Source organism: Bacillus sp. B28, from assembly GCF_029536185.1.
Lineage (GTDB): Bacteria > Bacillota > Bacilli > Bacillales > Bacillaceae > Bacillus > Bacillus halotolerans.
Map to the genome: position 1 here is coordinate 1460736 of NZ_CP120511.1, position 19193 is coordinate 1479928.

Sequence of the window (19193 nt, forward strand, 5' to 3'; positions counted from 1 at the left end):
AGAAGGTGAAAACAGATGAAATTTGAACATTCTCAAGTGCTGCAGGAACTGCCTAAACAATTCTTTGCTTCTCTTGTGCAGAAAGTGAACCGAAAGCTGAAGGAAGGACATGATGTCATCAATTTGGGGCAGGGAAATCCGGATCAGCCGACGCCCGAGCATATTGTGAAGGAAATGAAGCGAGCCGTTGCTCAGCCTGAAAATCATAAATACTCCTCATTTCGAGGTTCGCACAGTCTGAAATCAGCAGCGGCGGCATTTTATAACAGAGAATACGGCGTTCAGCTTGATCCGGAAACTGAAGTAGCCGTATTATTCGGCGGGAAAGCCGGTCTTGTCGAACTTCCGCAATGCCTGCTAAATCCGGGGGATACGATTTTGGTTCCTGACCCCGGCTATCCAGATTATTGGTCCGGTGTCACGCTTGCGAAAGCGAAAATGGAAATGATGCCGCTCACTAAGGAAAATGCGTTTCTTCCTGAATACGCAAGCATTTCGCCTGACGTAAGAGAACAAGCGAAATTGATGTACTTGAATTATCCGAATAATCCGACTGGAGCCGTCTCTACCGCAGAATTTTTTGGAGAAACGGTGAGTTTTGCGAAAGAAAACGAAATCTGTGTGGTCCATGATTTTGCTTACGGTGCAGTCGGCTTTGACGGACACAAGCCTTTAAGCTTTTTGCAGACTGAAGGCGCTAAGGATATCGGAATAGAAATTTACACGCTGTCCAAAACATATAATATGGCGGGCTGGCGGGTCGGTTTTGCAGTTGGTAACGCCTCGGTCATAGAAGCGATCAATCTTTATCAAGACCATATGTTTGTCAGTCTTTTCAAAGCAACCCAGCAGGCTGCCGAGGCGGCACTTTTATCTGAGCAGACATGCGTAGCGGAGCAAAATGCCCGATATGAAAGCAGGCGCAACGCTTGGATAGCGGCATGCCGGGAAATCGGCTGGGATGTAACAGCGCCTGCGGGTTCATTTTTTGCGTGGCTGCCGGTGCCTGAAGGCTATAGCTCTGAGCAATTCTCAGATCTCTTGCTTGAAAAAGCGAATGTGGCGGTTGCAGCAGGAAACGGCTTTGGTGAATATGGCGAGGGGTATGTCAGAGTGGGGCTCTTAACGAGTGAAGCCAGGCTTAAAGAAGCAGCTCATCGAATTGGCAAACTAAACCTGTTTACCCAAAAAAGCATTGACAAGATTCTTTAACGGTGGGATAATTCAAAATAATTTATCAAATCTATATTTTCTTATCAAGAGCAGGCAGAGGGACGAGCCCGATGAAGCCCGGCAACCGACTTGTAAAGCACGGTGCTAATTCTTGCAGCTGGCGGCTGAGAGATAAGATTCGGACGAGAAACGAAACCTCTTTAGACGCATAGCTGTTTGAAGAGGTTTTTTATATGGTTAAAAAATGAAAGGAGCTCTGGCATGAGTGAATTATTAGCAACATATCTCCTGACCGAGCCGGGAGCCGACACGGAGAAAAAAGCAGAACAAATCGCAACAGGATTGACGGTGGGCTCTTGGACTGATCTGCCTCTGGTGAAGCAGGAGCAGATGCAAAAGCATAAGGGACGGGTTGTAAAGGTCGAGGAGAGAGAGGGACATCTTGTATCAGGGAAACAAGCGGTTATCACAATTGCCTATCCCGAGGTAAATTTCTCACAGGATATTCCGGCATTGCTGACAACTGTGTTTGGCAAGCTGTCGCTGGACGGAAAAATCAAGTTAATAGATCTCGAATTTTCTGAAGCGTTTAAGCGAACACTTCCGGGTCCGAATTTTGGCGTATACGGCATCCGGAAGATGCTTGGAGAGTTTGAAAGACCGCTGTTAATGAGCATTTTTAAAGGGGTCATCGGAAGGGACCTGAGTGATATTAAAGAACAGCTCAGGCAGCAGGCGCTCGGCGGGGTTGACGTAATCAAAGACGATGAAATTTTCTTTGAGACGGGTTTAGCACCTTTTGAAACAAGAATTACAGAGGGAAAACAAATTTTGAAAGAAACATACGAGCAGACCGGCCATAAAACGCTGTATGCAGTGAATTTGACTGGAAGAACAGCTGAGCTTATAGATAAAGCAAGACGCGCCGCTGAATTGGGAGCGGATGCGCTTTTATTGAATGTCTTCGCTTACGGTTTGGACGTCATGCAAAGCCTTGCGGAAGATCCGGACGTATCAATCCCCATTATGGCGCATCCGGCAGTCAGCGGGGCATTTACATCCTCACCGTTGTACGGGTTTTCCCATGCCCTTTTGCTCGGAAAATTAAACCGATATTGCGGCGCTGACTTCAGTCTGTTTCCTTCTCCATATGGCTCAGTTGCGCTTCCGAAAGAAGACGCGCTGGCGATTCATGAAGAATGCGTGAGAGAAGATGCCTTTAACCAGACATTTGCCGTTCCGTCTGCCGGTATTCACCCTGGTATGGTTCCGCTTCTCATGCGTGATTTTGGCATTGATCATATTATTAACGCCGGAGGAGGCATACACGGACATCCAAACGGCGCCCAAGGCGGGGGCAAAGCGTTCAGAGCTATTATTGATGCGGTTTTGGAGGCGCAGCCGATTGAAGAAAAAGCCGGTCAATGCGAAGATTTGAAGCTTGCGCTTGATAAATGGGGAAAGGCTGAAGCCGTATGACGACTCAAAAACCGTTAATTATATGTGATTTTGATGGAACCATCACGATGAACGACAACATTATAAACATTATGAAAACATTCGCTCCGCCGGAGTGGACGGCGTTAAAAGACGGCGTGCTCTCCAAAACGATGTCAATCCAAGAAGGCGTCGGACGAATGTTCGGCCTTCTGCCGAGCTGCTTAAAAGAGGAGATTACGAGATTCGTATTAGAAGACGCAAAAATCCGGGACGGCTTTCGGGAATTTGTCGCATTTGTTAACAAGCATGAACTCCCGTTTTATGTCGTAAGCGGGGGGATGGACTTTTTTGTCTATCCGCTGCTTGAAGGAATTGTTGAGAAAGATCATATTTATTGCAACCGTGCGTCATTTGAGAACGAATTCATTCATATTGATTGGCCTCATTCTTGCAAAGGCACATGCACAAATCAATGCGGGTGCTGCAAGCCGACTGTTATGAACGAGCTTTCTGAGCCTGATCAATATATCATCATGATCGGTGACTCCGTTACCGATGTAGAGGCGGCAAAGCTGTCTGATCTTTGCTTTGCAAGGGATTATTTATTAAATGAATGCAAGGAGCATCATCTGAATCATATCCCATACCATGATTTTCACGAAATAAAGAAAGCGATTGAAGATGTAACGGAGGTAAAGAAATGGCTGCAAAACAAGAGCGCTGTCTCGAGCTTGCCGAAGTAAAACGGGAATTGGCAGAAAGAGATTGGTTTCCGGCGACCAGCGGCAACCTGTCCATCAAGGTTTCTGATGAGCCATTGCAATTTCTCGTAACGGCGAGCGGAAAAGATAAACGAAAAGAAACGGATGAAGACTTCCTGTTGGTGGATCAGAACGGAGAGCCTGCCGAAAAGGGGCATCATCTGAAACCGTCAGCGGAAACGCTTTTGCATACGCATCTGTACAATAAAACAAATGCCGGATGCTGTCTTCATGTTCATACGGTCAACAATAACGTCATCTCAGAGCTGTATGGCGATCAAAACCAAATTACTTTTAAAGGCCAAGAAATTATAAAAGCGCTCGGCCTGTGGGAAGAGAATGCAGAAGTGTCCATTCCAATTATAGAAAATCCGGCTCATATTCCGACTCTCGCAACGCTTTTCGCGGATCAAGTTACTGGAGATTCAGGAGCTGTCCTGATCAGGAACCATGGCATTACTGCTTGGGGAAGAACAGCACTTGAAGCGAAAAGAGTGCTTGAAGCATATGAATTTTTATTCAGCTATCATTTGAAGCTGAAAACACTCCGGCATCAGCTGGTTAAATAAAAGGGGGAAACGCAAATGGCAACAATTCGAATTCATGATGAGGCAAATACAACGATTGATAATCAAGAGGAAGTGGCAAGCTTTCTGGACAGCCAAGAGGTGATCTATGAGCAATGGGATATCGCCAAGCTCCCTGAACAGCTTTCAGACAAATATGACCTGTCTGAAGAAGAAAAACAGCAAATTCTTGACACCTTCGACGCTGAAATTAAAGATATCTCAGCCCGCCGCGGCTACAAAGCCCAAGATGTTATTTCTCTGTCTGACGCTAATCCGAAACTGGATGAACTGCTAGAAAACTTTAAAAGAGAACATCACCATACAGACGATGAAGTCCGTTTTATTGTAAGCGGACACGGAATTTTCGTCATTCAAGGCAAGGACGGCACATTTTTTGATGTCCGTTTAAACCCTGGAGATTTAATCTCGGTACCTGAAAATATCCGCCATTATTTCACACTTCAAGAGGATCGAAAAGTTGTGGCGGTGCGGATCTTTGTTACATCTGAGGGCTGGGTTCCGATTTATGAAAAAGACAGCGTGAACCAATAAGAAGAAAAAGCCCCGTCCATAAAGGCGGGGCTTTTTTTGCCTATCGTAAACGCCATTCTTCGTATTGGGACATTTCTTTTTTGACCAGCGTCCAAATCAAACCGAGAACGGCAGCATCGTCAAGAATTCCTAAACCGAGCACGAAGTCCGGAATCATATCAATCGGCATGATGATATAAAAGACAGCAGCTGTCAGAAGCAACAGTGTTTTAATCTGTGAACGGGGATAGTCACCATTTCGCCAATCGCGAAGCATGTGACAAAAGATCGTGATATGATTGATTAATTTTTTGCGGGTTTTCCTTTTCAGAATAGCTTTTCCGCCTGCCGCACCGAGCATTATCGCTTTTTTTTTCTTCATTTAGCATTCCTCCTGCCTGCCGGTGTGTTTAAGATGGTCTTCGTCTGGGTATTGTTCTTCTAATCCTATCAATATATCTATTATAAATGAAAAATTAAGTTATTTAATAAAAATATGTTTACAAATAAAGTATAATCTGTAATAATGCACAATAACCCAATCAAACTTGTTTCCTATTTCTTAGCGGCGAGGGGTGAATTGAATGGGCTGTTCTTCTGAACAAGAAAGATTGCTGGTGTCTATTGATGAAAAAAGAAAGTTAATGATAGACGCCGCTAGTAAGCAGGGATTTACAGGGCATGACACAATCAGGCACAGTCAGGAGCTGGATTCTTTAATGAACGAATACCACCAGCTCATGCAAGAAAACGAACATTCCAAAGGAATTCAAGGCCTTGTGAAGAAATTAGGCTTGTGGCCCCGAAGAGACGTCATGCCTGCATATGATGCACATAAATAGCGGCGCTATCTGATGCATATATAAAGAGAGAGCTTTTCAGAAGCGCTCTTTTTTTCTGGGAAAATTTCATACGAAAGAGGGAACTGATGAAAGAACTGGCGGTAGTCATTACTGAAATGATAAACCAATTTCATGATGCTTTTATTTCGATATGCGGGATGCTTGGCATTCAATTAACCGACAAAGAAATGCATTTTTGGGTAATTGGAATATTTGGCATCTTCTTTTTCGCTGTCACTCACGCTGTATTTACATGGCTTTCTAAATGGAGCTTGACGGCTTTGTCCTTTATCTATACCGTAACGATCATCATTGTTATCGTATTTGCAATTGAGATTCAGCAAAAAGTGACCGGACGGGGAAATATGGAATTTTTAGATGCAACGGAAGGGTTAAAAGGCTTTTTGGTGTTCTTTTTCATCTTTTTGCTTTTGAAAATGCTTTTGCGTTTGATCCGATTCTTCTTTTCAGGAGGAGCAGTAAGCAAGGAGAATGAAAATACCCGTTCACGTAAATAAATAAGCCCTCCTGAGACTGTCAGGGGGCTAGGAAGAGGAGACGGGGAGGGTAATGGTAACCTCGGTTCCTCTTCGTACTTCACTTTCTATATGAATGGAACCTCCGTACATCAGCACGATCCGTTTACATACGACAAGCCCGAGGCCGGTTCCTTTTTCTTTAGAAGTGACAAATGGAAGAAAGATATGATCCAGCATTTCCTGTGATATCCCTTCACCGTTATCCATCACTTTTATAATGGCCTTTTTATCAACTGCTCCTAAGGAAATTGTGAGTTTGCCGCCTTCCGGCATAGACTCAAGGCCATTTTTCGCAACATTCAAAATGACTTGTTTAATATGATCTTTTGTACATTTTACTTTTAGAGGTTTATCAGTTAAAAATTTTAACTCTACCTCCACATTATATAAATTTCCTTCAGAATAGATGATCGGCATAATTTCTCCGATAATATCCTGAAGCGAGTTAAGCTCCCATTTCTCAGCTGTCGGTTTTCCGAGAACTAAAAACTCACTCACAATTTGGTTGATACGTTTAATCTCCTGTTCGATAATTGAAAAATACAGCTGGTCTTCTTCACCTTTATATTTCTTTTGCAGCAGCTGAATAAAACCGCTGATGCCGGTAAGCGGATTGCGGATTTCGTGAGCCGTGCTGGCAGCAAGCGTTCCGATCAGCTCTAATTTTTGCTGCTCATTTTCCGTGCGCTCCAGCTGGGTCCGCCGCTTCAGCAAATAATAAAGTACAAGAATAAAAAGAATATTCAGCAAGACTATAATACAGGAAAGAGGAAGCACAAGGCTTTTACTCAGCTCCTCTACTGTGACAGGATTCGGATATACTTTCATATTCCAGCTGATATCATCAAGATAACCGCTGACAGGTTTTTGATCTCTTGCGTGAGAAGCCTGTCCGCTTGAGAAAATCATTTTGTTATTTTCGTTCACAACCTCAATATAGACATCAGGGCTCAGCAAGTTAATCAGGTTTTGCAGATAGTCAATTTGTATAGCTGCCACAAGATAATCTGTGACATTTTTCTTTTCATCCAGCACGGGAACACAAATTGTAAAAATCGGCTGGCCTGTGATCCTGCTTGAATAGCTGTCTGTAATGACAGTCTTTTTTGTTTTTTTCGCTTTTGTAAAAAAGGATCTGTCGGCCAGATTGACTTTAGTTTTTAATTCTGTTGCGCTGGCAGTGACATCTCCTTTGGCATTGAGAAAATAAAGCCCGGAAAACCTTGGTTCGGAATCAAATGTTTTTTCCAAAACAGTTTTCATTTTATTCATATCTATCGGTCTGTCGATAGCGATAGACAAGGACGTCATTCTCGCTTTTGTTTCTCCGATTAAATAATTTATTTTGTTGCGGTGAAGGTTCAGCATAACACTGGCTTCTTGCTTATGTTCTGCAGCTATTGTTTCTTTTTCCTTTTCATAGACGAAAAAGCTTATGACGAGTGCCGGAATCACTACTAGTGCAATATAAAGCTTAATTCTCCCGCAGGCGCCTTTTAGTATTTTCAATTTGCATCGCTCCAACATACACCTGATTAGAGGTATTATATCATTGTTTCTTCTTGTTTAATAAGAAAAAATAACCAAAATAATTAAGAAAAATATGTTGTTCACATGAATAATAAAAAAGAAGAGAAATATTGGAAAGATTTTTATTGACATTTCGGTATTTGTTTATTAATGTTTCTCTGTAACGGTTTCTAAAAGGATGATTGAGACATGACAGAAAAATCACTGAAGTTATTTATCGTGCTGTCACGCGCGTATCGGTCTATTAATGACCATATGAATAAGCATATTCATAAGCATGGACTGAATCCTACTGAATTTGCTGTGCTGGAGCTGTTATATCATAAAGGTGATCAGCCGCTGCAGCAGATAGGGGATAAAATACTCTTGGCCAGCGGGAGCATCACCTACGTCGTAGATAAGCTTGAGCAAAAAGAGCTCCTTATTCGGAAAGCGTCGCCTACAGACAGACGAGTAACATTTGCACAAATTACCGAAAAAGGCATCAGTCTTTTGGATGATATTTTCCCTGATCATGCAGCTGAAATTGATGAAATGATCAGCGTATTAAGCGAAGAAGAAGTTGAAATGTGCACTGAAATGTTAAAAAGAGTAGGATTAAACGCAAAACAGTTTCATAATAAGTAAAAAAAGGAAGCCTTGTGATAGATCAGGCTTCCTTTTTTACTATTTTTCATTTGTTTCCGCTGCGCCTCTTGGCAAGATGAGAACTTCAACCCGCCTGTTTTTGCTTCGGCCTTCCGCAGTTTTGTTGGAGGCCACCGGTTTATACTCACCATAGCCTTTGGCACTGAACACTTTGGCATCAAGCTTAGGGTTCTCAATCAGAAGCCCCATGAAGTTTACGGCTCTCATCACACTTAAATGCCAGTTTGACTGAAATTCTGAATTTCTAATCGGCATATTGTCTGTATGTCCGCTGATAATGATGTTTCTCGGCGGATTAATCACGAGAAGGTTTGAAATCTCTTTTGCAAGGGGAATGTCTTCCTGGCGGATGGTCGCTTTTCCTGAATCAAAGAAGATGCTGTCTTTAATCGTGATCAGCAGGCCTTCCTTAGTCATCTTTGTTTCCAGCTGATGCTCCAGCTTTTTATTTTTAATGAACTTTTCAACCTGGCTCTGCACGTTTTTAAGTTCTTCTTGATCAGCTGCTTTTTCCTTTTCTTTCTTGTTTTCCTTTTTCTTTTCTTTTTCCTTTTCCACTTCGTCGATTCCGTCTGACTCATCTTTAGGAGGGGTGACGCTGGAATAATCCAATACGCCGGTCCCGCCTGTAAAGACTTCATTAAATGATTTTGAAAGCATTTGAAATTTAGCTGCGTCAATTGAGCTGCTCGCGTACAGCACAATAAACAATGCTAGGAGAAGGGTAAGGATATCGGCGTAAGGAACCAGCCATGATTCATCAACGTGCTCGTCCTCATGCTTCTTCTTCTTTTTTCTCGCCATTTTGCGCCTCTCCTTCTCGTTCTGCAAATTTCAAACGGTCCTTCGCAGGAAGGTACATTAAAAGTTTCTGCTCGATCACTTTCGGTGCCTGTCCTTCTAAAACGGACAGGACGCCTTCAATCATAATTTCACGGAGCTTGACTTCCTGTTTTGACTTGCGTTTTAATTTGTTTGCAAAAGGATGCCATAATACATATCCCGTAAAGATACCGAGAAGGGTGGCTACAAAGGCTGCACTGATGGCGTGACCAAGCTCATCTGTATTGTCCATATGAGAAAGTGCGGCGATCAGTCCGATAACAGCACCGAGCACCCCAAGTGTCGGCGCGTAAGTTCCCGCCTGTGTAAAAATAGCGGCTCCGGCCTGGTGTCTTTCCTCCATCGCTTCAACTTCTTCAGTCATGATATCTCTGATAAATTCTGCGCTTTGCCCGTCAACAGCCATGCTGAGACCGTTTTTCAGAAACGCGTCATCTACATTTTCAATGCTTGCTTCCAAAGCCAGAAGACCTTCACGGCGTGCAAGCTGAGCCCATTCAGAGAACATAGGAATGAGTTCTTCTATTGTCAGCTGTTTGTTTTCTTTAAATAGCACACGGAACAGCACAGGCACTTTTTTGATTTCTTTCGTTGGGAACGCAATGACTACCGCTGATATCGTTCCGGCGATGATAATTAAAATGGCAGCGGGATTTGCAAGAGCGGCGAAACTGACGCCTTTCAGAACCATTCCCACACTCAATGCAACAAAAGCAAGAATAATACCGATAATCGAAGTTTTATCCATAATTTTCACCAAATCCTTTTTTACTAGCTTGTCTATGGTTAATATCGGTATCAGTGTCTGGAACTTTAGGGACATTGTGAAATTGTTCATGAAATATTCAAGGAAGATACATAGAAGGGAGAAATAAACAAACGCAGGCTTTTCAGCAGGGGAAAGGCCGCGGGTTTTGACGTGCGTATCTGATTCTCTAAAGTGCTTTCGTATAACACTAGAAATAAATATTCATCATGCTCCATCCTTCTTTAAGAAAAGTGTAAAGAAAGAAGGAGATGAGCGCTTCAGGGGATGGAATGACATGTTCTCGGACGAGAGAAGGATTTCACATAAAAAGCGGCTTCCCTGAAAAGGAAGCCGCTGATTTTTATTTTGCCTGAACTTTGATGTTATCATTTTCTACTGTGACGTGAAAACTTGCAATCTCGTTACTGTCAAGCAGCAGATCAGTCATTTCGTCCTCAACCCATTCCTGGATTGTTCTTCTGAGCGGGCGCGCACCGAATGAAGGATGGTAACCCAGCTCAGCGATTTTTTCTTTCGCTTCATCTGAAACACTCAAGCTGATGCCGCGTTCTGCCAATGTTTCTTCCAATTCTCCAAGAAGAAGGCTGACGATTTTGACCAGATGCTCTTTTTTAAGGGAACGGAATTCGATGATGCTGTCAAATCGGTTGAGAAACTCAGGTTTAAAGAACATGCTGAGTGAATCAATTAATGTTTGTTCTTCAATCACACTGTCTTCTGATTGGAAACCGACTTTCGTTTGTTTTTCACCAGTGCCTGCATTGCTTGTCATTATGATGACGGTGTCTTTAAAGCTTACGGTTCTGCCTTGGCTGTCCGTTAAGCGGCCGTCCTCCATAATTTGCAGGAACATATGCTGGACATCTGGGTGTGCTTTTTCAATCTCATCAAGCAGCACGATGCTGTATGGATTGCGGCGCACTTTTTCCGTTAATTGTCCAGCTTCCTCATGGCCGACGTATCCAGGCGGTGAACCAATGATTTTAGATACGGCATGTTTCTCCATGTATTCACTCATATCGAGGCGGATAATGGCATCTTTCGTGCCGAATAATTCATCCGCCAGTGTTTTAGAAAGCTCTGTTTTCCCTACGCCGGTTGGTCCGACAAAGAGGAAGGAGCCGACTGGTCTGTTTTTTGATTTTAAGCCGGCGCGGCTGCGTCTGACCGCTTTTGCCACTTTTTGAACAGCCGCTTCTTGTCCGATGACGCGTTCGTGAAGCTTTACTTCAAGCTCTTTCATTTTTGTTTGCTCATCTGCCTGCAGTTTTCCCACAGGAATGCCTGTTTTTTGTTCGACGATATCCTGAATGTGCTCAGCTTCCACTGTGACGGCGGAATGTGAAGAAGAGCTGTTCAGTTTTTTCTCCAGTGCGATTTCTTCATCACGGAGTTTTGCTGCCAATTCGTAATTCTCTTCTTCCAGCGCTTTTGTTTTTTCTGCTTCAATTGCAGTCAGCCGTTCAGCTGCATCTTCATCATTCAAATCATCAATTAACAGGTTGGCTTTAGATCCAGCTTCGTCTAATAAATCAATCGCTTTGTCCGGCAGATGTCTGTCCTGAATGTAGCGTGATGATAAAGTGACACAGGCTTTCAGGGCTTCATCGCTGAATGTCACGCCATGGTATGCTTCGTATTTGTCTTTAATTCCTTGCAGAATGCTGATCGCTTGATCAATTGTAGGCTCCTGCACCATGACAGGCTGAAAACGTCTTTCCAGCGCAGCATCTTTTTCAATTTGGCGGTATTCTTTCAGTGTTGTCGCTCCGATAACCTGCAGCTCGCCTCTGGCAAGAGCGGGTTTGAGAATGTTACCTGCATCCATTGAGCCTTCTGCAGAGCCTGCGCCAACGAGAAGGTGAATTTCATCAATGAAAAGAATGACATTTTTGCGCTCTTTCAGCTCAGTGATCAGCTGTTTCATTCTTTCTTCAAATTGACCTCTGATGCCAGTGTTTGCAACAAGGGATGCGACATCAAGCAAGTAAAGCTCTTTGTTTTTCAATTTATTTGGAACATCGCCTTCAGCGATTTTTAAAGCGAGCCCTTCTGCAATGGCTGTTTTCCCTACACCAGGCTCTCCAATCAGAACCGGATTGTTTTTGTTGCGGCGGTTAAGAATCTCGATCACACGCGCAACTTCTTCATCACGGCCGATGACGGGATCAATCAGACCGGCTTTTGCGCCGTTTGTAATATTTTGCGCCAGTTCATCAAGCAATCCTTTTTTCTCGCTTTGCTTAGCTGCGCTTTGTTCTTTCGGCTGGAATGCTTGTTCAAACGGAAAACCGAAAGATTGAGGACCCATGCTCATTGAAGGTTTACGGGTCAGTTCGTGATAGCAAGTTTCACATAAAACCATTTGTTTATGAACGGAATTTATTTGCATGTTAAGGCGAATCGTCGCCTCGTTTTGATGACAGTGTTGACAACGCATTTGCCAAAACCTCCTTATAAAATTTGATCATCTTTGACCAATCGGTTCAGAAAAAAAGGCCGATTTATTTGACCTTCTTTGACTATTAGTATACGCCAGATTCACTGGCTTTCAAAACCATTTGCTCAAAGCGGTCTTGTTTTTGACCAACTTTGACCAATGAAATAATATAAAAAGACGGCTGGTTTGACCTTCTTTGATTAATAGTATACTCTGACCTTTTTTGACTTTCAAGGCTTTTGCTCAAAAATATTTTTGAATTGTTAACACAGTAAAACATGTTTTGTTCGTCTTTTCAAGGAACTTGTCTCATAGGCTATAAAAAGGCTAAAAGGACAATACTGCGGTTGGTTCGGAGGGGAGAAATGGAACAATCAAAAGGGTCTGCACATCAGCTCGCTTTTGTGTATATAGGCACAGTCGTCGGAGCGGGATTTGCAACTGGCAGGGAAATTGTTGAGTTTTTTCTGAAGTTCGGCTGGTTCGGATTGCTTGGTATTATTATAAGCGGCGGGATGTTCACGTTTTTAGGCGCAAAGCTGATGATCATTTCAAAGCGAATCAATGCCAAGTCCTATCAAGAAATGAATATATACTTGTTCGGGGCGGCTGCCGGACGGATTATCAATGTCTTTATGCTGTTCGTTCTCCTCGGTGTCACATCTGTCATGCTGTCGGGGGCAGGGGCGCTTTTTGAGGAACAGCTTGGGATGTCCGCTCAGGTTGGAATGCTGATCACAATTGGATTAAGTTTGATTGTCATGACAAGAGGAGTAAAAGGCATTTTTGGTGTAAATGTGTTTGTTGTACCGCTTTTGATTATCTTTTCTATGATTGTGGTGGCCGATTCATTTATTTTCAGTGAGACGCGGAATACAGCTCAGTGGGTGTGGCCGCATCGATGGGACTGGCTATTATCAGCAGTGTCGTACGGAGCCTTGAATTTATCGCTTGCCCAGGCTGTTTTGGTGCCGCTGGCGAATGAAATGTCTTCAGAACAGGTGATAAAAAAAGGCGCTTTCATCGGCGGTACAATGCTGACAATTGTGCTTTCTGCAAGTTTTTTGTCTTTGTCGATGCTCCCGGATGTATTTTTGTACGATATTCCGATGGCTCAAGTGGTTTACCTCTTCGCGCGATCTGTACATTTGATTTATTTGTTGATTATATTCGGCGAAGTGTTCACATCGGTGATCGGAAACCTTTATGGGCTGGAAAAACAAGTGAAGAGCTTTCTTCCTATAAAAAGCAAATATATTTTTGCGGCAATCATGATTACGGCTTATATCACGAGTCAAATCGGCTACGGCAAGCTCATTTCAACCATTTACCCACTGTTTGGCTATGTGAGCTTGGCTTTCATAGGCGCTTTGGTCTGTAAAAAGCTCCCTCGGCGCAGTTTGTAATCACAATATTGATACATATATAATAATGAAGCAAACGTTTATGTTAAACCCTGCGCCGGCCCGAAACGGATCTTAATTAGGTATTTTCGCTGTGTAAAAGGATTAAGGCGGAAAAAATGAGACAGGCTTTTCGGCTATCTTTTTTATTGTCAAGAAAAACAACATTATGGTAAGATAGCAGAAGTGAAAAATTGAAGAAAATCCGTTCGATATGCGGGAGAGGTTCTAGCTACACCCTCTATAAAAAACTAAGGACGTGCTGTATCCTTGGATACGGCCTTTTTTATGTTTTTCTAGAGCACCTTTCCGAAAAGGTGTTTTTTTATATTTAACAGTTGTAGCGATGTCTCTCGCCGAGATTTTTATAGCGGAGAAGGAGAGGAATCATGAAAAAGGAAAAAGCAATTGTCGTATTCAGCGGCGGTCAAGACAGTACCACATGTTTACTGTGGGCGTTAAAGGAATTTGAAGAGGTGGAAACAGTAACATTTCATTATAATCAGCGTCATTCGCAGGAAGTTGAAGTGGCGAAGGGGATTGCGGATAAGCTTGGCGTGAAAAATCATTTGCTTGATATGTCACTTTTGAACCAGCTTGCGCCTAATGCCCTGACGAGAAATGATATAGAAATTGAAGCAAAAGACGGCGAGCTGCCATCAACATTTGTTCCAGGCCGTAACTTAGTGTTCTTATCTTTTGCGTCTATCCTGGCGTACCAAATTGGCGCCCGCCATATTATCACGGGCGTTTGCGAAACGGATTTCAGCGGCTATCCTGACTGCCGTGATGAATTCGTTAAATCTTGCAATGTGACGGTTAACCTGGCCATGGAGAAGCCATTTGTGATTCATACTCCGCTCATGTGGCTGAATAAGGCGGAAACGTGGAAGCTTGCAGATGAGCTTGGCGCGCTTGATTTTGTGAAAAACCATACGCTTACATGCTATAACGGCATCATCGCAGACGGCTGCGGCGAATGTCCGGCATGTCATCTTCGCTCCAGAGGCTATGAAGAATATATGGCGATGAAAGGAGAGCGGGCATAAATTGTTATCTCAAATATATCCACAGGTCCAGCATCCTTATTCATTTGAATTGAATAAGGACATGCAAATTTCTGCTGCTCATTTTATTCCGCGTGAAAGTGCGGGAGCGTGCAGCAGGGTTCACGGGCATACGTATACCGTAAATATTACCGTTGCCGGTGATGAGCTTGACAATTCCGGCTTTCTCGTGAATTTCAGTGTGCTCAAAAAGCTGGTTCACGGCTCCTATGACCATACGCTTTTAAATGATCATGAAGAATTTTCTAAGGATGACCCGTATTCGCTGCCGACAACTGAAGTCGTGGCGAAAACGATCTATGACAAAGTGCAGGCTTATTTAAACAAACTGGAGAATAAACCAAGCTGTGTGCAGGTGTTTGTCCGTGAAACACCGACCAGTTATTGTGTATACCGTCCGAAAAAGGGTGGTTTGAATGGCTAAAGGAATTCCTGTATTAGAAATTTTCGGCCCGACGATTCAAGGAGAAGGCATGGTGATCGGACAGAAGACAATGTTTGTCCGCACGGCCGGCTGTGATTACTCCTGCAGCTGGTGTGACTCCGCCTTCACTTGGGACGGATCTGCTAAAAAAGATATTCGCTGGATGACAGCCGATGAGATTTTTTCAGAGCTTAAGGAGATTGGGGGAGACGCGTTTTCCCACGTTACAATCTCCGGCGGAAACCCGGCGCTGTTAAAACAGCTGGATGATTTGATAGAACTGCTGAAGGAAAACAATATCCGTGCAGCTCTCGAGACACAGGGGACAGTCTATCAGGATTGGTTTACACTGATCGATGATCTGACGATTTCACCAAAACCGCCAAGCTCGAAAATGGTGACGAACTTTAATAAGCTGGATCACATTTTGACATCACTGAAAGAGAATAACAGACAGCATGCTGTCAGCTTGAAGGTTGTCATTTTTAATGATGAAGATCTCGAGTTTGCCAAAACTGTACACAAACGCTACCCGGGGATACCGTTTTATCTGCAAGTCGGTAATGATGATGTGCATACGGCAGACGACAAATCACTCATTGCACATTTGCTTGGAAAATATGAAGCGCTAGTTGATCAGGTAGCTGCCGATGCGGACCTGAATCTCGTCAGAGTGCTTCCGCAGCTGCATACCCTGTTATGGGGCAACAAACGAGGAGTTTAATAGAAAGGAAGATAAACATGACGACAAGAAAAGAATCAGAATTAGAAGGTGTAACACTGCTTGGCAACCAAGGAACAAACTATTTATTCGAATATGCACCGGACGTGCTCGAATCCTTCCCGAATAAACATGTAAACCGTGATTACTTTGTAAAATTCAACTGCCCTGAATTTACATCTTTATGTCCGAAAACAGGACAGCCTGACTTTGCAACAATTTACATCAGCTATATTCCTGATGAAAAAATGGTGGAGAGCAAATCACTCAAACTGTACTTGTTCAGCTTCAGAAATCATGGAGACTTCCACGAAGACTGCATGAACATCATCATGAATGATTTGATTGAATTAATGGACCCGCGCTACATTGAAGTATGGGGCAAATTCACGCCAAGAGGCGGAATTTCCATTGATCCGTACACAAACTACGGAAAACCTGGCACGAAATATGAGAAAATGGCCGAGTACCGCATGATGAATCATGACTTGTATCCGGAGACGATTGATAATCGTTAATGAGAACCCGCACTAAGTCCAATAAAAGTGTGACCTAGTGTGACTTTTATGCAGTGAAAAGTTGATATTGGAGAGGTAATTTAAGACGTACAAATGTGTACGTCTTTTTCTTTTATGCAAAAATCAATATATTAACGTAAGTTTTTTGGCAGAAAGTCTAGCGAAATCAAAGGAAAGTATTTTGTAGATCGCTTTCTTTTCTGTGGGGCATCCGCACAAGCTATTAAATGATGATTACAATTTTTATTTCTCATTATATATGGATGGCGTATCCGGTAATACCGAAAGTATTTTTCAGCTTCTGTTATATTTTTTCGTGTCGGCGAGAGAAACGATTATTTTTCGTTCTTAGAATGTAATTTTTCAGGAAGCTATTACGTCATCTCATATCTGAACGTTTTGTATAGACTAGTACCGTCACAAGTTATATTACAAATACATACCAATAAGTAGACATTAAAAAGTGAAAGAGAGGACGAACATGTGTGAAAATTCTTTTTCTAGAGAGTCATCCTATGTGGCTCTATGGTTTACCGAATGGGTTTAGTGAAGCAGGCCATACCGTAATGATTTCGGGCCCTGTAAGTCGGGAAAATGTTACTGAAATGATAGAAGAATTCAAACCAGATCTAATCGTATCTATGGGTTGGACACCAGAGCATTCTAGGGAAAAGCAAGCCTGGATCCGCAATGCTACTAAAAAGGTGAAGATCCCCCTCGTTTATTGGGCAACTGAAGACCCGTTGCACACTCAAAACTTTACTATCCCGTTAATTAAAAAGATGAAACCGGATTTTGTTTTCACCGTTACACCTTCTCTGTGTAAAACTTATGAAAGAATGGGGGTAAAAGCGGCTCATTTAGACTTTGCATATCACGAAAGTATACATCATCAGATTAAACCATTGGACAAATATAGCTGTGATATAGCGGTGGTGGCTAATGCTTACCCTAATTTTCTTGAGGAACATCCGGAAGTGTTCCGCTCGTCCTCTTTAAAAACGCTTATTCGTCCTCTCATACGAAATGGTATTCGCATTGATTTTTGGGGGAAAAATTGGGAGAAAATGAGCAAACATATAGGAAGAGAAATTCCCCGAAATTGGATTCATGGATACCTTGATTATACTGAAGCATATAAAGTTTACAGTTCAGCAAAAATTATTCTTGGTTTGCAAAACTGTGAAAGCCAGCTTACGCAGCGCACCTATGAGATTCTTGGTTCCGGAGGGGTTTTATTGACATCGGATACACCAGCAGTTCGAGGTAAATTCAAACCTGGCCGCGATCTCATCGTTTCATCTTCCCCAAAAGAAACATTTGAAAAGGTTAAATACTATTTGAATCATGATAGCGAGAGAAAGAAGATTCGGATAAACGGTAAAAAGGCTGTAAAGAATGATTCCTATCGGCATAGAGCAGAGAGAATGCTTGAGGTGCTAAAAAGCAGAGGAATCTTAAGAAACCTAGAGGAAACCATTCATTATGTTGATGTTCTCAAAGAAAATTACGTGATCCATCATGTTGCTCCCGGTGAAACATTAACGAAAATCGCCATAAATTATAATATTACCCTTAAACAAATCATGGAGCTAAATCATTTCAAATCAGATCAGATATATGCGGGACAAATCATTAAGATTAGAAAGAAACGGTCTATAGATGTTAAAAATAAATTTTTCTAAAGGAGAGTAATATAAATGAAGGGAAAAAAACCAAAACAGAAGTGAAAAGAACGCCTCGTTATATGGAAATTCCCGTGACATATGAAGTATATTGTGTGGAATCCGGCGATACATTATGGACGATTTCAAAATCCTTTAATATTCCGGTACAACTTATGAATCTTAATAAGCTTTCTTCAGATAGAATTTATCCCGGACAAATGATAAAGATAAGAGAAAGGTAATTTATGAGGTTTCGGAAACGAAACAAATTGGAATGGTCAATTATTTGGTAAAACTTGATATCTTTGAGAATGAAGGGGTTATGAGATGTTTCAAATGAGCTATTTCTACTCTGGATTAGGTTATGATATTATTCAGCACGTTGATCAAACGAACGGAGTATTAAAAGTCGTGTCTCCTGACTTTTTCTATATCAGAAAAAATGGATCACTACTTCTCCGTTCAGCTAATCCTGATGTGATTAAAGCTCTTCATAGAAGAAAATTAAAAGTAGTTCCTTTTTTAAGCAATCATTGGAATCAGGATTTGGGTCGAGTTGCGTTAAAGAAACGAGTGGTTTTGGCTAAACAAATTTCTAATGCAATAGAAGAGCTGAATCTAGACGGCGTCAATATCGATATAGAAAACCTTACAGAGAAAGATCGGCAGGCATTTACGGATTTCGTTAGATTAGTAAGAAAAGGTATTCCTAGGCACAAAGAGGTATCAGTTGCAGTGGCAGCAAATCCTTTTGGCTGGACGAAGGGCTGGCACGGATTATATGATTATGAGAATTTAGCTAAACATGCGGACTATCTAATGGTTATGGCCTATGATGAAAGCCGCCTTGCTGGGCCTACTGCAAGTGTAGGATGGGTGGAAAAGTCCATTCAATATGCTCTAGCCCAAAAAATCTCTCCCAAAAAACTGGTTTTAGGATTGCCTTTCTATGGCCGTTGCTGGATGCAAGACCAATCTAACTCACAAGCCATTTCACTTTACCTTGTTAACTCATTAGTAAAAAGGCATAACGGTACAATTATTTTTGACATAAAGAGTCAATCTCCAAAAGCTGTTTTTACGATCAAACACGATAAGAAGGATCTATTACCTTCAGGAACATATACATTATGGTTCGAAAATGAACAGTCACTCAGAGCAAAAATAAAACTCGTTCAAAAATATAACCTAAAAGGTCTTGGCAGCTGGAGTCTTGGACAAGAAGATTCGTCAGTCTGGAATAGAGTGTTTAAAAATATATAAGCGGAGGCGGTTAATAATCGTTAATATAGTTTCTCCTGCGGAATG

21 protein-coding genes and 2 riboswitches are annotated in these 19193 nt (G+C 42.3%); of the genes, 16 read left to right on the forward strand and 5 right to left on the reverse strand.

Annotation, left to right across the window (positions count from 1 at the left end; translation table 11 throughout):
* Positions 1-15: 15 nt before the first annotated feature.
* The 5 genes from P3L57_RS07365 (at position 16) to P3L57_RS07385 (ending at position 4495) form a co-directional block, all read left to right on the forward strand.
* Positions 16-1212, forward strand: a complete 1197-nt coding sequence (locus P3L57_RS07365) for a pyridoxal phosphate-dependent aminotransferase (RefSeq protein ID WP_069486462.1) — start codon at positions 16-18, stop codon at positions 1210-1212.
* A 38-nt stretch (positions 1213-1250) separates the two neighbouring features.
* Positions 1251-1351: riboswitch (SAM riboswitch) on the forward strand.
* Positions 1352-1434: 83 nt separating this feature from the next.
* Positions 1435-2652 carry a 2,3-diketo-5-methylthiopentyl-1-phosphate enolase gene (mtnW, locus tag P3L57_RS07370; protein WP_069486463.1) on the forward strand — a complete coding sequence of 406 codons (1218 nt, stop codon included), beginning with the start codon at positions 1435-1437 and terminating at the stop codon, positions 2650-2652.
* On the forward strand, positions 2649-3356 hold the full coding sequence (gene mtnX, locus P3L57_RS07375; protein WP_069486464.1) for a 2-hydroxy-3-keto-5-methylthiopentenyl-1-phosphate phosphatase: 708 nt from the start codon (positions 2649-2651) through the stop codon (positions 3354-3356). Before mtnW ends, mtnX begins: the two co-directional genes overlap by 4 nt.
* A complete protein-coding gene (locus tag P3L57_RS07380) occupies positions 3314-3943 on the forward strand; it encodes a methylthioribulose 1-phosphate dehydratase (RefSeq protein ID WP_069486465.1) in 630 nt (209 codons plus the stop codon). The genes mtnX and P3L57_RS07380 overlap by 43 nt, the downstream gene beginning before the upstream one ends.
* A 15-nt stretch (positions 3944-3958) precedes the next feature.
* Positions 3959-4495, forward strand: coding sequence for a 1,2-dihydroxy-3-keto-5-methylthiopentene dioxygenase (locus P3L57_RS07385; RefSeq protein ID WP_069486466.1), 537 nt, complete (start codon positions 3959-3961; stop codon positions 4493-4495).
* Between the two features lie 40 nt (positions 4496-4535).
* Here P3L57_RS07385 and P3L57_RS07390 read toward each other — a convergent pair whose 3' ends face one another.
* On the reverse strand, positions 4536-4856 hold the full coding sequence (locus P3L57_RS07390) for a YkvA family protein (RefSeq protein WP_044156130.1): 321 nt from the start codon (positions 4854-4856) through the stop codon (positions 4536-4538).
* 202 nt (positions 4857-5058) lie between these two features.
* Here P3L57_RS07390 and spo0E point away from each other — a divergent pair, with 202 nt between their 5' ends.
* Positions 5059-5316 (forward strand): aspartyl-phosphate phosphatase Spo0E, encoded by a 258-nt coding sequence (gene spo0E / locus P3L57_RS07395; protein WP_024121169.1) that lies wholly within the window; start codon positions 5059-5061, stop codon positions 5314-5316.
* Positions 5317-5402: 86 nt separating this feature from the next.
* Positions 5403-5834: a hypothetical protein gene (locus P3L57_RS07400; protein WP_024121170.1), complete on the forward strand. Its 432-nt coding sequence runs from the start codon at positions 5403-5405 to the stop codon at positions 5832-5834.
* A gap of 27 nt (positions 5835-5861) precedes the next feature.
* On the opposite strand, the gene P3L57_RS07405 is transcribed toward P3L57_RS07400, so the two are convergent.
* Positions 5862-7382: a sporulation kinase KinD gene (locus tag P3L57_RS07405; RefSeq protein ID WP_083244457.1), complete on the reverse strand. Its 1521-nt coding sequence runs from the start codon at positions 7380-7382 to the stop codon at positions 5862-5864.
* A gap of 192 nt (positions 7383-7574) precedes the next feature.
* Between P3L57_RS07405 and mhqR the strand changes: the two genes are divergently transcribed.
* Positions 7575-8012 (forward strand): MarR family transcriptional regulator MhqR, encoded by a 438-nt coding sequence (gene mhqR / locus P3L57_RS07410; protein ID WP_024121172.1) that lies wholly within the window; start codon positions 7575-7577, stop codon positions 8010-8012.
* 39 nt (positions 8013-8051) lie between these two features.
* Here the strand turns inward: mhqR and motB are convergent, their stop codons facing one another.
* The 3 genes from motB to clpE form a co-directional block, all read right to left on the reverse strand.
* Positions 8052-8837 (reverse strand): flagellar motor protein MotB, encoded by a 786-nt coding sequence (gene motB / locus P3L57_RS07415; protein ID WP_044156128.1) that lies wholly within the window; start codon positions 8835-8837, stop codon positions 8052-8054.
* Complete coding sequence (gene motA / locus P3L57_RS07420; RefSeq protein WP_024121174.1) at positions 8809-9624, reverse strand: flagellar motor stator protein MotA; 816 nt, start codon at positions 9622-9624, stop codon at positions 8809-8811. Before motA ends, motB begins: the two co-directional genes overlap by 29 nt.
* 361 nt (positions 9625-9985) lie before the next feature.
* Positions 9986-12085, reverse strand: a complete 2100-nt coding sequence (gene clpE / locus P3L57_RS07425; RefSeq protein WP_059292886.1) for an ATP-dependent protease ATP-binding subunit ClpE — start codon at positions 12083-12085, stop codon at positions 9986-9988.
* A gap of 365 nt (positions 12086-12450) precedes the next feature.
* On the opposite strand from clpE, the gene P3L57_RS07430 reads away from it, so the two are divergent.
* The 8 genes from P3L57_RS07430 (at position 12451) to P3L57_RS07465 (ending at position 19148) form a co-directional block, all read left to right on the forward strand.
* Positions 12451-13491 carry a YkvI family membrane protein gene (locus P3L57_RS07430; RefSeq protein ID WP_044156125.1) on the forward strand — a complete coding sequence of 347 codons (1041 nt, stop codon included), beginning with the start codon at positions 12451-12453 and terminating at the stop codon, positions 13489-13491.
* A 213-nt stretch (positions 13492-13704) separates the two neighbouring features.
* A riboswitch (PreQ1 riboswitch) is annotated at positions 13705-13749 on the forward strand.
* A gap of 128 nt (positions 13750-13877) precedes the next feature.
* Positions 13878-14537: a 7-cyano-7-deazaguanine synthase QueC gene (gene queC, locus P3L57_RS07435; RefSeq protein ID WP_069486469.1), complete on the forward strand. Its 660-nt coding sequence runs from the start codon at positions 13878-13880 to the stop codon at positions 14535-14537.
* Position 14538: 1 nt separating this feature from the next.
* Positions 14539-14979, forward strand: a complete 441-nt coding sequence (gene queD, locus P3L57_RS07440; protein WP_044156123.1) for a 6-carboxytetrahydropterin synthase QueD — start codon at positions 14539-14541, stop codon at positions 14977-14979.
* Positions 14972-15703: a 7-carboxy-7-deazaguanine synthase QueE gene (gene queE, locus P3L57_RS07445; RefSeq protein WP_069486470.1), complete on the forward strand. Its 732-nt coding sequence runs from the start codon at positions 14972-14974 to the stop codon at positions 15701-15703. The genes queD and queE overlap by 8 nt, the downstream gene beginning before the upstream one ends.
* A 17-nt stretch (positions 15704-15720) precedes the next feature.
* Positions 15721-16218 carry a preQ(1) synthase gene (queF, locus tag P3L57_RS07450; protein ID WP_003218613.1) on the forward strand — a complete coding sequence of 166 codons (498 nt, stop codon included), beginning with the start codon at positions 15721-15723 and terminating at the stop codon, positions 16216-16218.
* Between the two features lie 485 nt (positions 16219-16703).
* The gene (locus tag P3L57_RS07455; RefSeq protein WP_069486471.1) at positions 16704-17903 is read left to right on the forward strand and encodes a DUF3880 domain-containing protein; all 1200 of its coding nucleotides are present in this window, start codon (positions 16704-16706) and stop codon (positions 17901-17903) included.
* Positions 17904-17914: 11 nt separating this feature from the next.
* On the forward strand, positions 17915-18127 hold the full coding sequence (locus tag P3L57_RS07460) for a LysM peptidoglycan-binding domain-containing protein (protein WP_069486472.1): 213 nt from the start codon (positions 17915-17917) through the stop codon (positions 18125-18127).
* An 85-nt stretch (positions 18128-18212) separates the two neighbouring features.
* A complete protein-coding gene (locus P3L57_RS07465; protein WP_044156118.1) occupies positions 18213-19148 on the forward strand; it encodes a glycosyl hydrolase family 18 protein in 936 nt (311 codons plus the stop codon).
* The last annotated feature ends 45 nt before the right edge of the window (positions 19149-19193 follow it).